The organism is Mesorhizobium sp. NPDC059054 (genome assembly GCF_042739215.1).
GTDB lineage: Bacteria > Pseudomonadota > Alphaproteobacteria > Rhizobiales > Rhizobiaceae > Mesorhizobium.
Map to the genome: position 1 here is coordinate 823,813 of NZ_JBHYHV010000001.1, position 14,457 is coordinate 838,269.

At 60.1% G+C, this 14,457-nt stretch carries 10 protein-coding genes, 2 tRNA genes and 1 pseudogene; 6 read left to right on the forward strand and 7 right to left on the reverse strand.

What is annotated here, in order from left to right; genetic code table 11:
- Nucleotides 1-45: 45 nt before the first annotated feature.
- Both ACFWXH_RS03925 and ACFWXH_RS03930 read right to left on the reverse strand, forming a co-directional pair.
- Nucleotides 46-2,130 carry an O-antigen ligase family protein gene (locus ACFWXH_RS03925; protein ID WP_379117701.1) on the reverse strand — a complete coding sequence of 695 codons (2,085 nt, stop codon included), beginning with the start codon at nt 2,128-2,130 and terminating at the stop codon, nt 46-48.
- A gap of 264 nt (nt 2,131-2,394) precedes the next feature.
- Nucleotides 2,395-2,470: transfer RNA gene (locus tag ACFWXH_RS03930), tRNA-Val, on the reverse strand.
- Nucleotides 2,471-2,684: 214 nt separating this feature from the next.
- Here ACFWXH_RS03930 and ACFWXH_RS03935 point away from each other — a divergent pair.
- Nucleotides 2,685-2,761 (forward strand) — tRNA-Asp (locus ACFWXH_RS03935).
- An 87-nt stretch (nt 2,762-2,848) separates the two neighbouring features.
- On the opposite strand, the gene ACFWXH_RS03940 is transcribed toward ACFWXH_RS03935, so the two are convergent.
- Both ACFWXH_RS03940 and bcp read right to left on the reverse strand, forming a co-directional pair.
- Entirely contained in the window at nt 2,849-4,159 is a 1,311-nt protein-coding gene (locus ACFWXH_RS03940) for a M23 family metallopeptidase (protein WP_379117703.1), read from the reverse strand.
- A gap of 142 nt (nt 4,160-4,301) precedes the next feature.
- Nucleotides 4,302-4,769, reverse strand: a complete 468-nt coding sequence (bcp, locus tag ACFWXH_RS03945; RefSeq protein ID WP_054313990.1) for a thioredoxin-dependent thiol peroxidase — start codon at nt 4,767-4,769, stop codon at nt 4,302-4,304.
- Between the two features lie 203 nt (nt 4,770-4,972).
- Here bcp and ACFWXH_RS03950 point away from each other — a divergent pair, with 203 nt between their 5' ends.
- The gene (locus tag ACFWXH_RS03950; protein WP_379117705.1) at nt 4,973-8,371 is read left to right on the forward strand and encodes a DUF3971 domain-containing protein; all 3,399 of its coding nucleotides are present in this window, start codon (nt 4,973-4,975) and stop codon (nt 8,369-8,371) included.
- 11 nt (nt 8,372-8,382) lie between these two features.
- On the opposite strand, the gene tyrS is transcribed toward ACFWXH_RS03950, so the two are convergent.
- The gene (gene tyrS, locus ACFWXH_RS03955; protein ID WP_054313992.1) at nt 8,383-9,633 is read right to left on the reverse strand and encodes a tyrosine--tRNA ligase; all 1,251 of its coding nucleotides are present in this window, start codon (nt 9,631-9,633) and stop codon (nt 8,383-8,385) included.
- A gap of 358 nt (nt 9,634-9,991) precedes the next feature.
- On the opposite strand from tyrS, the gene ACFWXH_RS03960 reads away from it, so the two are divergent.
- From ACFWXH_RS03960 to ACFWXH_RS03975, 4 genes are all read left to right on the forward strand, one after another.
- Nucleotides 9,992-10,726: a glycosyltransferase family 2 protein gene (locus ACFWXH_RS03960; RefSeq protein WP_054313993.1), complete on the forward strand. Its 735-nt coding sequence runs from the start codon at nt 9,992-9,994 to the stop codon at nt 10,724-10,726.
- The gene (locus tag ACFWXH_RS03965) at nt 10,719-11,051 is read left to right on the forward strand and encodes a lipid-A-disaccharide synthase N-terminal domain-containing protein (RefSeq protein ID WP_379117709.1); all 333 of its coding nucleotides are present in this window, start codon (nt 10,719-10,721) and stop codon (nt 11,049-11,051) included. The genes ACFWXH_RS03960 and ACFWXH_RS03965 overlap by 8 nt, the downstream gene beginning before the upstream one ends.
- Nucleotides 11,052-11,113: 62 nt before the next feature.
- Complete coding sequence (locus tag ACFWXH_RS03970) at nt 11,114-12,754, forward strand: ArnT family glycosyltransferase (protein ID WP_379117711.1); 1,641 nt, start codon at nt 11,114-11,116, stop codon at nt 12,752-12,754.
- A gap of 97 nt (nt 12,755-12,851) precedes the next feature.
- Nucleotides 12,852-13,709, forward strand: coding sequence for a phosphatase PAP2 family protein (locus ACFWXH_RS03975; protein WP_379117713.1), 858 nt, complete (start codon nt 12,852-12,854; stop codon nt 13,707-13,709).
- Nucleotides 13,710-13,809: 100 nt separating this feature from the next.
- On the opposite strand, the pseudogene ACFWXH_RS03980 reads toward ACFWXH_RS03975, so the two are convergent.
- Both ACFWXH_RS03980 and ACFWXH_RS03985 read right to left on the reverse strand, forming a co-directional pair.
- A pseudogene (locus tag ACFWXH_RS03980) lies at nt 13,810-13,923 on the reverse strand (FMN-binding negative transcriptional regulator); the annotation flags it as partial.
- Between the two features lie 81 nt (nt 13,924-14,004).
- Complete coding sequence (locus ACFWXH_RS03985) at nt 14,005-14,442, reverse strand: acetyltransferase (protein WP_379117715.1); 438 nt, start codon at nt 14,440-14,442, stop codon at nt 14,005-14,007.
- Nucleotides 14,443-14,457: the final 15 nt, after the last annotated feature.

The following is a 14,457-nucleotide window of genomic DNA, read 5'->3' on the forward strand; positions in this document are numbered from 1 at the left end:
TTTTTTGTTGGCAATTACCCGGATGGTGGAGCGTTCAGCCAGGGGCTAAAAATACGTCCTTGGTTCGACCTGTCTGGCATGCTGGCGTAGATAGTAACAATAGAAGCCGAACGCAGCGGCGAACCACATGTAAGCCTCGCCAATTGCCAGCCGGTTGTTGGAATTGCTGAGCAGGGTGATGGCGAAGAAAACCAGCGTGGAAATATAGCAGTGCCACGCAGCGGGTTCGATGAGCTTCGTTCTGGCTGCCTGCTGCACCTGTCTTGCCGCCCAACTGAACAGGAATGCATAGAACGCCAATCCAACGATGCCGTAGCGCACGGCAATTTCAAGATAGCCGTTGTGGAAGACGTCGTAGATCTGAGTTTGATAGGCCCTGTTCTGCCATTCCGTAAGCCAGGCGGAACTGGCGCCGAAAACCGGATGGTGTCTCCAAATCTCCACTGCATTGGACCAGAGCATCAGGCGCTCTTTGGCTGAAGTAGGAGTGAGCTCACTTTTGATGGCATGATCGAGGGCGTTGCCGACGCCGTTGGTTGTCACATCCGAAATCGACGTTCCGATGAAAGCGACAGTATCCCCTGCGGTCGACGACAGGATGCCGTAGGAGAAGAAAAGACCCACGAGGATCAGAACCAGCACGCCGATGCCTACGAACATATGGTGACGGCTTCCGCGTATCAAAGCCAAAACGACCAACAACAGGAGCGCGGCCGCAAGAGCAAGCCAGACGCCCTTCGAGCGCAGCGCGACAATGTTGACGACGGCAAACACCAATACGGCTGCCGAAAGCAACCAGTAAAAAACTCTATTTCCCGCTTTCAGGTCGCTGCGTTGACCGGTGTAGATCGCAAACTGGATGGCGGACAGAAAGATGAAGCCGGCCGCGATTGCGGCGTGAATGGTATTGTTGAATAGCCAGGGTTTTGGCCACTCACCCTGGAGAACTTGGATATAGCTGGTATCTGCGGCGAGAAACGCAAGACTGGCCACCATGAAGCATGCGGCCACCACTGCCGGCCGCTTGACGTAGGCTAGAAGTGCAAACCCCGTGGTCGCGTAGAACGCCGGGAATAGATAGACGCCCTCGGCCGTACCGAGTTGACCGCTCGTAAAATAGACCGCCGCCAGGCGTGCAAAGACATAAATGGCCCATCCGAAGCAAAGGTAACCGACCCCGCCGATCAGTGGCTTGCCGTATGTCCATAGATCCTTGCCCAGCCAGCGGACGATACCCGCCATGAAAAGGATGATCCCGGCATAGCGGTAGGTGTCGGCTTCCCGCCAAACCGGTGATACGAACGCCAATACGAGAAGTGTCGCCAGTATTTGCCACAGCAGATGCTGTTGGGAGGTTGGATAGTCCGGAGCCTCGCCGTACAGGGGCGGGCGCAGAAAGACATGATGCAAACGTCGAAACTGATCCTTCGTGCGGAAGGAGGCTGTCCCCAGCCGTTTCCACCAGGAGAATCTGGCCCCTTTGTAGCTTCCGGAGGGCCCCGCGATGCTGGAAACGGCACTGCGAGACGTGAAGTTCAATATGTTCCGGCGGGTGGAATAGACTTCGAGGCCGGAATCCCAGAACCGCTCCAGAGCGATGTCCCATGGCAAGGTCATCGTCGCGAGCTTGGAGATCAGCCTTTGCGCGCCTCGCCTTGTCACGAGATAGGCGGCTGCGGATCCTTGTGGACCATGGAGCGCGCGCCCGATCTCGTCGCCGCACGTCGTTGTGACGGCCCGCACGAACAACCCGGTCCTATGGGTAGTGAGCTTGATGGCATCGAAATCCGACACGGCAGTGATGATCGCTTCGATCCGGCGCACTGTGCTCTCATCGAAAGCAACATCATCTTCGATGATCAGCCCGTATGGCTTGTCTTCGTCCAGGAATGCCCGCAGCGCAGTAAGATGGCTCTGGTAGCAGGCATACTCTGTCGGCAGGATCTCCCGCCCATTCTGCGTCTTGGCAGTAGCGAAGTCGACACCGCTCCAATTCTCAGTCGACAGCGCCCTGCCATTGATCGCCGATACACGGCGCAAGGAAAGTCCAGCGGCGCCGGCATTACCCGCCAGCTCTTCCCAGCGATCGACTTCGCTGTCGAGATTGATGGCAAAAATGGGAAGGTCCATGCGGCCGTTCTATCATTTCGACTGGAGCAAGCTGTACATGCAGAATCACCCGCTTGGCCAGCGTGGCGATGCTAACATTGACACCCTCAAGATTTGGGAACCGCTAATGCCACCAGGCATCTAAGACAAGGGGCCAGATCGCGCTGTGTTCTTGCTCACACTTCCTAAATTGAAGGTGTTTCGCATAGTGCGGAAATCATGCAGCGTTTGAAAAATCGGAACCATGCAACCACGACATATCGGGTTAGCGAGTTGCGAGGGACATGGTGGGCGATGACGGACTCGAACCGCCGACATCTTCGGTGTAAACGAAGCGCTCTACCAACTGAGCTAATCGCCCTCTCGGGGCGGACCTTTAAGCAGTTCGAGGGCGCTTGCGCAAGGCAAAATACGAAGACGGGTGCTCCATTCTGCGGCACTTTCAAGGCTTTGTCGCTGCGTGTCAAAAAACCTTCGCATGAACTGCAATTAGCGCTCGTGGGCCGCTTGACACCCGACAGTGAACCCCTTATCCAGCCGCCATCGACGTCACGGCAAGTCCGCGGCGTCAGTGCGCGGGTGTAGCTCAGTCGGTTAGAGTGCCGGCCTGTCACGCCGGAGGTCGCGGGTTCGAGCCCCGTCACTCGCGCCATTTTATCCAGCTTTTTGCTGAGCATTTTAGCAGCCTCGGTGACAATGTCACGGGCAGGTGAGATGCGATCGAAGCCGCTCTGCAGTGCTAGAGATACTTCTGAACCTTCTTGCCTACTTTCAAGAACCGCAGCGGATCGATGGCGTCGCCGTCATGTCGCACTTCATAGTGTAGGTGCGGGCCCGTCGAACGGCCTGATGAGCCGGTCTGGCCGACGACATCGCCAGCTTTCACGGCTTGGCCTACGGCAACGTCCACACGACTGAGATGGGCGTAGCGCGTGGTGTAGCCCTGGCCGTGGTCGACCTCGACCATGCGGCCATAACCACCATTCCAGCCGGCCTTAGTGACCACGCCGGGCGCGGTGGCGCGGGCAGGCGAGCCCAGCGGAATGCGGAAGTCCATGCCGGAATGCAGTGCCGCAGTGCCGAGCAGGGGATCTGTGCGCACGCCAAACGGGCTGGTTACGGCGCGGCCTGGTGCCGGATTGGCGAGCGGCAATCGCCGCGCCTCCTTGCGAAGGTGATCGAGCTGATCGAGTGCCTCGTCCAGTTCCTTGACCTTGGTGTCAAACAGCGACGCGCGGTCGACCGGCACGAGCGGGCCGCCGACGTCGGTTTCGTCCTTGCCGAAATCATCGTCGACCGGGAGGCCGGCGGCCTGGAGCGCCCCCTTGATGGCGTCGGCATTCTCGTAGGTTGTATCGGCAAGTCGGGTAACGCGCTGCAACTGCTCGGTTTCGATCGCCTGCAGAGACTGGTTGATCGCCACGAACAGCTTGTCGGCGCGGTCTGCGGACGAGGCGTCCGCGGGCAGGTCAGCGCGGGTAGACCAGCGCGAAAAAGCTGGCGTTTGCGAATTGCCCAGGCTGGCCAAGGTGGCAAGTTCTGGTATCGCCTTGTCGCCGACGAGGGCTGCATGATCTTCCGACTTGGCCTGGTCAGCAGGTGCGGCGGCCGGAATCGGATTTTGCGGTTCAGGGCTGATCGTCTCAAGGGTCTCGGCGCGTTCGAGGATGGGGCCAAGCCGGCCATGACGTTGGCTGAGCTGGGTCTGTCGCGCCAGCAATTCGCCGACCTTGGTTTCCATCAATTGCTGATCGAGCAACTGCCGGCTGGTGATTCGGTCCACTTGAGCGCGTAGGGCTGAGATGCGGTCCTCATAGGCCTGCTGCATGCGGGCCTGGCGAGCGGTCGTCGCCCCAATGAGATCGTCGCGGAAAACGAGATAGGACGTGGCCAGCAAGTAGCCGATGACAACTGCGGCAACGGCTGAACCGAAGCATGCAATCATCCAGGGGCGGACTGTGAAGTGCCGGATCTCATCGCCGCGGGCAATGATGACCGTATGCGGCTCCTTACGCCTGCCGAACACCGCCGACTGACCGTTTGCGCTCACCGAACCAGGCTTTCGTTTGCTACCCCAACAATGCCCATTAGGCACTTGTTATGGTTAATAAAGCCTTGCTTCATGGGAGCTATGCAGCTTAATGGGACGAGCAGACATAGTTGGGTACTGGACGCAAGGGCGCTCAGAGAACCTAGAGAGCTTGCACCGCTTCCAGAACCGCTTCGGCATGGCCCTTTACCCGTACCTTGCGCCAAATGTGCGCGATACGGCCGTCGCGCCCGATCAAAAACGTGGCGCGTTCCACTCCCATATAGCTACGGCCATACATCTTCTTTTCCACCCATAGATGATAGGCTTCGATCACCTCGCGCTCTTCGTCGGAGGCGAGATCGACTTCCAGCGCGTGCTTGGCCTTGAACTTGTCGTGCTTCTTTACGCTATCGGGCGAAAGCCCGATCACCGCAGCGCCTGCTTTCTCGAAATCGGATTTGAGTTGCGAAAAGCTGATCGCTTCGTTTGTACAGCTCGGCGTGTCATCCTGCGGGTAGAAGTAGAGAACCACCGGTTTGCCAGCGAAATCGGAGAGCTTGAAGCTGCTGCCGCCGTCACGAGGAAGGATGAAGTCGGGCGCAACATCGCCCACATTGAGATCGGTCATAACCACGCCTTTGTTTGAACCTAAGCGCCGAGCCACGGTGTCCGCGAGAGATAACTTCGGCGGCATCGTGCGTGACCCTCAATAAATTGGCGCGCGATGGAAGGCAAAGCTGGATTCTGCTTTTGCCGTTCGCGCTTTGCATTGGCTCGATATAGTGTCGGCGAGGAATCGTCGGCCACCGAGGGCTGAAGACGGAAGACTAGGTGAATCAGGAAGTCCCGAGGCCCGAGAAGATCCGGTTCAGGCGCGATGAGATTGCCGATCTCCGCACCCTGCCATCCGCCAATGCCGTGCCGCCACTCGGGCGCGCGAAATTTCGTCGTAGTGCGCGGCTTCTGAGCCGTTTTTTATTCGGCATTGGCCTGCTGTTTGTCTTGGTCGTAGCGGGGATTTATGCGATCGGCGCCACCGGCGTTGGCTCGGAACGCTTGCGGCAGGCTGCAGAGCGCGCCATCGAAGGGATGGCTGGCGTCGATGTAAACGTAGCGGTTGGCCCGGCCAGCATCACATTGGACAAGGCAAGCTTCCTGGCGCTCCAGGTGCGGGAGGTAAAGCTGACCGCCAATGATGGCAGGCCGATGGTCGAGGCCGGCCTCATGCGCTTCGGCGTGCGGCTCGCCCCACTTCTGTCGGGTGAGGTGCAGCTAACCAGCGCCCGGATTTCCGATGCACGTATTTTCGCGGATGCGATGCCGTCGCAAGGCAATAGCGAGTGGACGGCAACGTTGCGTAACGCCGATGGGCTTATTGATCCCGACAAGGTGGTCGATGCGGTTTTCGGTGCGGTTCACCAGTCCCTCGACGCCATTCGCCTGGATTCGATCCGCTTGATCGACCTCGACAATGTTGCGGTGGTCCTGCCGAAAACGGGTGACATGCAGTTGGTGACGATCGCCGATGCGACCGTGGAACAATCCGGCTCATCCGGCGTCAAATTCTCCTCCAAGCTCGATATCGATGGACGGAATCTAACCGTCGATGCATCGGCCGGCCGCGACGCGGCGGCGCGCAAAGTGACTGCGCTTCGGGCAGACATCACCGTCGATCCCGTAAACGCCGATTCGAAGTCGGTTGGGCAGGCGAGTGGCAATGTCGGTGCGGTGGCGTTGCACTTGGAAGGCGCGGAAGGTGAGGGTGGCGTACAGCCACGGCTCAGTCTTTCTGGCTCGTTGGCGGGTGCTGTGCTTGATCTCGGTGCGCGCGGTATGCTGCCTGTCGACGCCAAGGTGAAGGCGACGTTGGTGCGCGGTTCCAACAAGATAGGCATCGATGGCCTCGATCTGCAGGTTGGTCGCTCGGACTTCGACATCGAAGGTTCGCTTGGGCCGAAGCCCCGCCAGGGTACCGCTGGTGATGAACCGTCCTATCGTTTCGACCTCGTCAGCAACAAATCGATGCTGGCGCCAGTCGACTCGTCGGAACCGGCGCTCAACTTCATCGGGCGCATTGCTGGCGAATACCAGACGGTAAGCCGCAAGCTCGTCGTTCCGACAATCGCGGTCCGATCGGGTGCGTCCGGCGAGGTGCTGGGCAATGCAGCCGTGGAATTCGTTACCGGGAAGGCGCCTGGTGTCTCGATGGCCCTCAACGTCCACGACATGCCTGTTTCGCACGTCAAGCAGCTCTGGCCCTGGTTCTCGGCGCGCGGCGCCCGCGAATGGGTATTGGAGAATCTGTTCGGCGGCAAGGTCGTCGAAGCCAGCTTGCAGTACCAGGTGGCGCCTGGGCGGGCGGGAAACGGGGTTCCGCTCGACCGCAACGAGGTGTTCGGCCGTTTCCAGCTCGAAGGGTCGCGCTTCGACACCGCTGGGCAGATTCCGCCCATTCGCGACGCGAACGGCGTGGTCGAATTCCACGGCAACGATGTCGACATCTCGCTGTCGAGTGGCACTGTTTACATGCCGAGCGGTCGTTTGGTGGCTGCAAGCAACGGCACGCTCACCGTCAAGAATGCCAACGTCCCGCCTGTCATAGGCACACTGAACATCGATGTCGCGGGCAATGCCGATGCTGTCGCCGAACTGGCTTCCTACGAGCCCATCAACGCGATGCGCCATGTCGGATTGAAGCCGGACGAGTTGTCGGGAACCGTCACCGGCAACGTCAAGGCGGATATACCGCTGCAAAAGGGCATCGACACGTCGAAGCTCGGTTGGCTGGTGTCGCTGGACTACGAAGATCTCGCTATCTCCAAGCCGATCGACGACCAGTTGGTCACCGACGCCGATGGCAGCATCGTCGTCAACCCAAAGAGTGCGACGGTGAAGGCGGACGCGCTACTCAACAATATTCCCGCCGAAATCGCTCTGGTCGAACCGCTGGAAGTCGACGGGCCGCCGCGCTCCCGTCAGGTGACGCTGACGGTCGACGACAAAATCCGTCAGACTTTGATGCCGGGCCTCTCTGCCATGCTTTCCGGCACGATGAAAATCGAGCTCGACAAGAGCGACAACGCCAACCAGGACGTTGTGGCCGACCTGACCAATGCCAAGCTCAGCATTCCCTGGGCTGGATGGAGCAAGGGGCCGGGTGTGCCGGCTACCGTTTCCTTCACCATGGAGAAATCCGGATCGATCACCCGGCTTAAAGACTTCGACCTTGATGGCAAGACTTTCGAGGCTCGCGGCGCCGTAGAGCTCTCCGACGGCGATCTGGTTTCCGCCAACCTGTCCCACGTGCAGCTTAACCGGGGCGATGACGTCGCGGTCTCCATCAAGCGTTCCGGCAAGGGCTATGTGGTGAAGGTGAACGGCGAAGCGCTGGATGCACGTGCACTGGTCAAGCAGTTCACCTCGGATACCGACAGTGCCACTAAGGGCACAGGCGGCGATGCGATCTCGGTGACTGCCAACGTGAAGGCGCTCACGGGTTTTAACGACGAAGTCGTGTCGAACTTTACCCTCGACTACAGCGGCGCGGGATCGAAGGTGAATGGGCTGGCGGTGAAGGCACAGGCCCGCTCCGGCGCGTCTATTGATGTATCCAACAACACCGCAGGTGGCCGTCATACGCTCGATATGAAGTCGGCGGATGCGGGCGCGGTGCTACGGTTTCTCGACATCTACAAACATATGGAAGGAGGCGCGATCGCCGTTGCGCTGTCTGGCGCGGCAGACGGGCCGATGCGCGGCACGGTCGATGCCCGCAACTTCCAGATCGTCAATGAACCCAAGCTGGACTCGATCGTCTCGACGACACCGGCCGGCGACAAACGTTCGCTCAATCAGGCAGTGAAGGCCGATATCGATACCTCGCGCGTGCAGTTCGAGCGCGGTTATGCGGAGATCGTCAAGGGCAACGGCTATCTCAAGGTGGCGAACGGTGTGCTGCGCGGCCCCCTGATCGGTACCACCTTCCAGGGCACGCTCTACGACCAGAACGACAATATGGACATGACCGGCACCTTCATGCCGGCCTATGGCATCAATCGCATCTTTGGCGAATTGCCACTGGTTGGCGCGCTGCTGGGCAATGGCCGAGACCGTGGCCTGATCGGCGTAACCTACCGGTTGAAGGGCAGCGCCAACAAGCCCGACCTGCAGATCAACCCGCTATCGGTGATCGCGCCCGGCATCTTCCGCTCGATCTTCGAATTCCGGTGAGGTCGGCGCGCTTAGACCGGCCGCACCAGAATGTGTTTTTTCTTGCCGAGTGAAAGCTTTAGTACCTTTTCCGGACTCAGATCTTGAAGCGTTACAGAGCGCCGGTCGTCGGTAATGGCTTCGTCGTTGAGCCGCACCGCGCCGCCCTGGACGTGGCGTCGCGCTTCGCCGTTGGATGCTGCAAGCCCGGCCCGCACCACCAATGCAAGAAGGCCTATACCGGTCTCCAGTTCAGAGCCTGCCACCTCGATCGACGGCAAATTGTCAGCGAGCGCGCCTTCCTCGAAGGTTTTGCGCGCCGTCTCGGCAGCCTCTTGCGCTGCGGTGCGCCCGTGCACGATGGCCGTCACTTCGGTGGCGAGGATCTTCTTGGCCTCGTTGAGCTCGGAGCCGCCAAGCGCCGCCAGCTTGGCGATCTCGCCAAGCGGCAGGCGCGTGAAGATCTTCAGGAAACGGCCGACATCGGCATCCTCGGTGTTGCGGAAATACTGCCAGAAATCATAGGGGCTGAAGAGATCGCCGTTCAGCCAGACCGCACCTGAAGCCGACTTGCCCATCTTCTCACCGGAGGATTTGGTAAGCAGCGGCGTTGTCAGAGCGTAGAGCTGTGGTCCTCCCATGCGGTGGCTGAGATCGACGCCGTTGATGATATTGCCCCACTGGTCGGAGCCGCCCATCTGCAGCACCGTTCCGTAGCGCCGGCTGAGTTCGGTGAAGTCGTAACCCTGCATGATCATGTAGTTGAATTCGAGGAACGACAGCGACTGCTCGCGGTCGAGCCGAAGCTTCACGCTGTCAAAGGACAGCATGCGGTTGACCGAGAAATGCCGGCCGACATCACGCAGGAATTCGACATAGTTGAGTTTCAGCAGCCAGTCGGCATTGTTGACCATGATGGCGGGGTTCGACCCGTCATAGCGCAGGATGTTGCCGTAGACCTTCTTGATGCTCTCGATATTGGTCTCGATCTGCTCGATGGTCAGCAGCTTGCGCTGCTCGTCGCGGAAGGAAGGATCGCCCACCATCGATGTGCCGCCACCCATCAGCGTGATCGCCTTGTGGCCGGTTTCCTGCAGCCAGTAGAGCATGGTGACGGTGATGAGGTTGCCGATATGGATCGAGGTCGCCGTGGCGTCGTAGCCGACATAACCGCAGATCTGGCCCTTTGCGGCCAACGCGTCGAGCCCTTCCGGATCGGAGATCTGGTGGACGAAGCCACGTTCATCGAGAACGCGCAGAAAGTCGGACTTGAAGGCGGACATGACAGGATTCCGGAAAACAACGAGAAAACAGCGCTGCCCTTGGGGGCGCTGCTTCGGGCCTTTAGCATCGCCGGGCCTGGAATCACAAGAATATAGGTCAAGAATGCCCCAATTCTGCGCAGTCGGTCTGACAAGCGGCATCTCGATGGACGGCTCGACCTCGCTGCCGGGAGGCTGTGACAGGCGGACTGATCACGCGTCCGTGAATGGTGTTGGAGCATCTCGCATGCTTGCCACGATCTGGCCGCTGGCGTAAGGAAAGCCCGCGTTCCGGTGGACGCGCCGCCGTTCCAGAGCACGCGTCGGGCCGACCGCGTCGCTCGACATCCGTGAAGCTGTTCCGGCCGATCTGATTGCCATGGCGGACGCCTTGATCTCCATCGTTATCCCAGGCCGCAACGAGGCGGCCAACCTGCCTCTGCTGATCGACGAGATCGCAGCCGCCATGAGCGGGCGTGATTTCGAGGTGATCGTCGTCGATGACGGTTCGAGCGATGACACTCAGCCGGTTCTTGCCGCACAAGCAGCCGCGCGGCCGTTTCCGGTTCGTCACATTCGCCATGAGAAGTCGTCCGGCCAGAGCCTCGCCGTGCGTTCCGGTGTCTGGGCTGCGCATGGCGACATCGTCGCCACCATCGATGGCGACGGCCAGAACGATCCGCAATACATTCCCATCCTGGTCGATGCGCTGCGCGATGCCGGGCCCGAGGTCGGCGCGGCGCAGGGCCAGCGCCTGAAGCGGCGCGACAGCAGGGCCAAGCAACTCGCCTCGCGTTTCGCCAACTGGCTGCGCAATGCCATCCTGCACGACCAGACCCGCGATACCGGCTGTGGGCTGAAGGCCGTGCGTACCGAAATCTTCCGCAAGATTCCGTTCTTCGACGGTACCCACCGCTTCGTGCCGGCGCTTGTCATCCAGGAAGGCTATGGCGTGGTGCATCGTGACGTGGTCGACCGCTCGCGCCGTCACGGCAAGTCCAACTACGGCATCTTCGATCGTGGCCTGCAGGGGGCTGCCGATCTGCTTGGGGTTTGGTGGTTGCGGCGCCGGCGTCGGCGCATGCCAAGGGCAAGGGAAATCACGCATGGATAGTGTGTTCCAGGAATTGTTGACCTGGTTGCACGAAGTCTTCGTGCAGCAGTTCGACGGCTGGGTTCTGCTCGGCTTTGTCGCCCAGATGTTTTTCACCATGCGCTTCGTGGTGCAGTGGGTAGCATCGGAGCGAGCCAAGCGTTCGGTGGTGCCGATCGCCTTCTGGTTCTTCTCCCTGGGAGGCGGAACCTTGCTTTTGATCTACGCGATAGCGCGCCGAGATCCGGTTTTCATCGCCGGGCAGGGGCTCGGCCTCTTTATCTACATCCGCAATCTCTGGCTGATCGCCAATGAGCGCAAGGCCGCCATGAGCAAGGTCGACTGACCTTGATGGGCATGGGCGTCCACGGTGGTTCAATCTTTCGATAGGGGATCAGGCGCGTGGAGATGACCCGGAGATATCTGTTTCTGTTTCTCTTCAGCCTCGTGCTTTCGGCATCGGGACTGGCCAGCCTGCCTGTCGTGGATCGTGACGAAGCACGCTTCGTGCAGGCCACCAAGCAGATGGCTGAGAGCGGCGACTACCTGGATATCCGCTTCCAGGAGGCATCGCGCTACAAGAAACCGATCGGTATCTACTGGCTGCAGTCGGCGGCAGTGGCGCTGAGCGGCGAAGGGGCCGACGCGCCGATCTGGATCTATCGCCTTGTTTCAGCTCTTGGCATCGCCATCGCCGCGGTTGCGACCGCCTGGACGGCAACCGTCCTGTTCGGGGCCAATGCGGGCATGGCGGCTGGCCTGGTGGTCGCTGCCATCTTTGCCACTGCATTCGAGGGGCGCATCGCCAAGACCGACGCCTTTCTTCTCGCCTGCTGCGTGCTCGCGCAAGGCGCATTGGCGCAGATCTATGTCGCATCGCGCCGCAACGAGCAGTCGGCGGCATATCTGCCCTGGTTGTTCTGGATCGCGCAGGGGCTGGGCATTCTCATCAAGGGGCCGATCTCGCCAGCCCTGTCCCTTCTCACCATCCTGGTCCTGCTAGCCTTTGAACGCGACGCGCGCTGGCTGTCGCGGCTGAAAGCCGGCCGGGGGCTGCTGCTGACAGCCCTCATCGTCGTACCCTGGCTTGCCGTGATCACCTGGAAGAGCGGAGGCGCCTTCTGGCAGGAAGCGGTCGGCAAGGATCTCGTTGGCAAGGTGGCCGATGGTCAGGAATCGCACGGTATGCCGCCAGGCTATTATTCGCTGACCTATTCGTTGTTCATGTGGCCATTCAGCCTCATCGCCATTGGCGCAGGGCTGGCAGCCCTCAATCACATGCGCGGTGACCCGCGCCTGCGTTTCTGTCTTGCCTGGTATATACCGTTCTGGATCCTTCTCGAACTGGTGCCGACCAAGCTGCCGCATTATGTGCTGCCGGCCTATCCGGCAGTCGCACTGCTGGTCGGTTGGCTGCTCACCCTGTCGCCGGAGCAGGCGGCCCTGAAACGCTGGCAGACATGGCTCTATTGGGCGACTGCCTTCGGTCTTGTTGTCGTCACACTCGGTATCGCGGCAATCGCCGTCGGTGCACCGCTCTACCTGACAGGGGCGTTCAATCCCTGGAGCATTCCGGCAGCCATTTTCGCACTCGCCGCGGGGTATCTAGCGTTTCCGCGCCAATCGCAGCTTTCGTTGAACCGTGTCGGTGCGGCTGCTGCGGCCGCAGGGGCGGCCTATGCCTTGTTGATCGGCCTCATCGTGCCGACCCTGACGTCGATCTGGCTGACGCCGCGCATCGTCGCTGCGATCCAGGAAAAAAAGCCCTGCGAGAATTCGGTTCTGGCATCTTCGCAATACCACGAGCCGAGCCTGATCTTCATGGCCGGCACCAAGACCAAGCTGACCGATACGCAAGGGGCTGCGGATCATCTGGCCACAGACCCGAACTGCGCGCTGGCTTTAGTCCCCGTTGCCGATGAGGCCGCGCTGCAATCGGCGCTGGCCGGTTCAGGCAAGACGGCAACGCGCCTGACGGAAATCGACGGCACCAACTACTCGTCCGGTGACAAATTGGCGCTCGGCCTCTACCGGGTCGCCAATCCTTGATCATTCATTAGCCAGACCTTGATGATCTGTCATGATAGCGTCACTCTACCGATGTGTTGCTGCCGCGATGTGGCGGAACTGGGGTAAGGGGCATATCATGAAGGATGCTGGCGCGCCGTCGGGGCCGCTCTTCCAGCGCATGCTTGCGCGCAGTTGGTCGAATACGGCCGGCACATTCGCCGTGATTGGCCGTCGCTTCCGCCAGCGGCCGGCCCGGTATGATCGCATATTCTGGCTGTCCTGGACGCTCGGCTGCAGCCTTCTGGCCGGACTGGCGGCAATCTTCCTGGATCGTGCTTCGGTTTGTGATTGGCCTCCGGCATTCAAAGCAGTGGCGGAGATGTCGACGCCTCTCGGTCTTGGCGAATGGTATCTCTGGCCAGCGGCGGGTTGGCTTCTGGTTGCCAACCAAATCGATTGGTCTCGCCTGGGACGCAAGCAGCTTATCGCGGTCTATAACCGCACCTCGGTCGCGCTTTTCGTACTTGCAGCGGTTGGATTGCCGGGGCTGCTTACCATCGTCCTGAAAATTTTGATCGGCCGCGCGCGCCCGGCACTCTACGACGAATATGGGGCGTTTTCGCTCCATCCTTTCACGGTGAAGGCGATCTTCGCCTCATTCCCGTCCGGTCACGCCACCACCATTGGATCGGTCACCGCCATCCTGGTGCTTTTGTTCCCACGCGGAAAATACGTTTTCCTGCTTCTTGGACTGTGGTTTGCCTCGACTCGGATCTTCGTCGGCGCCCACTATCCCAGCGATACCATCATCGGCTTCGGCCTTGGCTTCGGCTTTGGGGTGGTGGCAGCGATCGTCTGTGCCCGGCTGGGCTTTCTGTTCCGCTCCAATCCGATTGGGCTGCCGCGTTTGAAACGCACCGTATGGCGCACACCGAAAGCTGAGCCGATCTCGAGTTCGTATGCTGCTCATAATCAGCCGGCGGTTCAGCACTAGAGCATTTCCGGTTTTCACCGAAACGCTATAACTCTTTGTTTTTACGTGATTTCGGACGGAAAACCGTTACGCACTTTTCCTGGAATTTGCTCCAGCCGGGATCGGCAACAGGTCCGTCTGCGCCGTTGGAGATCAGCAATCCGAGCGGATGCGCGCGGATCAGCGCATGCAGAACCTCAAGACGCGTCTCGTTGAAATACGGCGGCTGATACATGAGGCAAATTCTTCTTCTTGAGGGCCACTCTGCCGCCAACATGGCCTTCCGGCAATGCGCTTGCCTCGATTTACGACTGTCTCAGCCGAGTTGCGCCAGATGCAGCAGCGGGAAGGGTTTTCCCGAACCATCGAGTTCGGAACGCCCGACCTGTGTGAAGCCGCATTTGAGATAGAAGGCCAGCGCGCCGGGGTTCTGTTCGTTGACGTCCACCTTCAATCGCCCTTTGAGGGCAACGGCATGGTCGATCAGTTGCTTGCCGATGCCGCGCCCGTGGTGGGCAGGATCAATGAACAACATTTCCAGATTCACCCCGTCCAGTCCGGAAAATCCCGTGGCCCGGCCGTCTTCGCCTTCGGCGACATACACCTCCAACGCCGGTATGTACTGGTCGCGCAGCTTCGGCAGGAAGAACTGGATGTCCTCCTCGGTCAGGAAATGATGCGTGGCACGTACGGCGGCAAGCCAGATATCGACCAGGCGCGCGGTATCGCGCTTGGTATGAGGTCTGATCTTCATGTCCGGTCCTGCTGC

Excerpts from the sequence above, each read along its gene's own strand:
- bcp (WP_054313990.1), bottom strand. The coding sequence starts at position 4,769 with ATGACCGATCTCAATGTGGGCGATGTTGCGCCCGACTTCATCCTTCCT.
- ACFWXH_RS03925 (WP_379117701.1), bottom strand. The coding sequence starts at position 2,130 with ATGGACCTTCCCATTTTTGCCATCAATCTCGACAGCGAAGTCGATCGC.
- tyrS (WP_054313992.1), bottom strand. The coding sequence starts at position 9,633 with ATGTCCGCCTTCAAGTCCGACTTTCTGCGCGTTCTCGATGAACGTGGC.
- ACFWXH_RS03965 (WP_379117709.1), top strand. The coding sequence starts at position 10,719 with ATGGATAGTGTGTTCCAGGAATTGTTGACCTGGTTGCACGAAGTCTTC.
- ACFWXH_RS03970 (WP_379117711.1), top strand. The coding sequence starts at position 11,114 with ATGACCCGGAGATATCTGTTTCTGTTTCTCTTCAGCCTCGTGCTTTCG.
- ACFWXH_RS03960 (WP_054313993.1), top strand. The coding sequence starts at position 9,992 with ATGGCGGACGCCTTGATCTCCATCGTTATCCCAGGCCGCAACGAGGCG.
- ACFWXH_RS03985 (WP_379117715.1), bottom strand. The coding sequence starts at position 14,442 with ATGAAGATCAGACCTCATACCAAGCGCGATACCGCGCGCCTGGTCGAT.
- ACFWXH_RS03975 (WP_379117713.1), top strand. The coding sequence starts at position 12,852 with ATGAAGGATGCTGGCGCGCCGTCGGGGCCGCTCTTCCAGCGCATGCTT.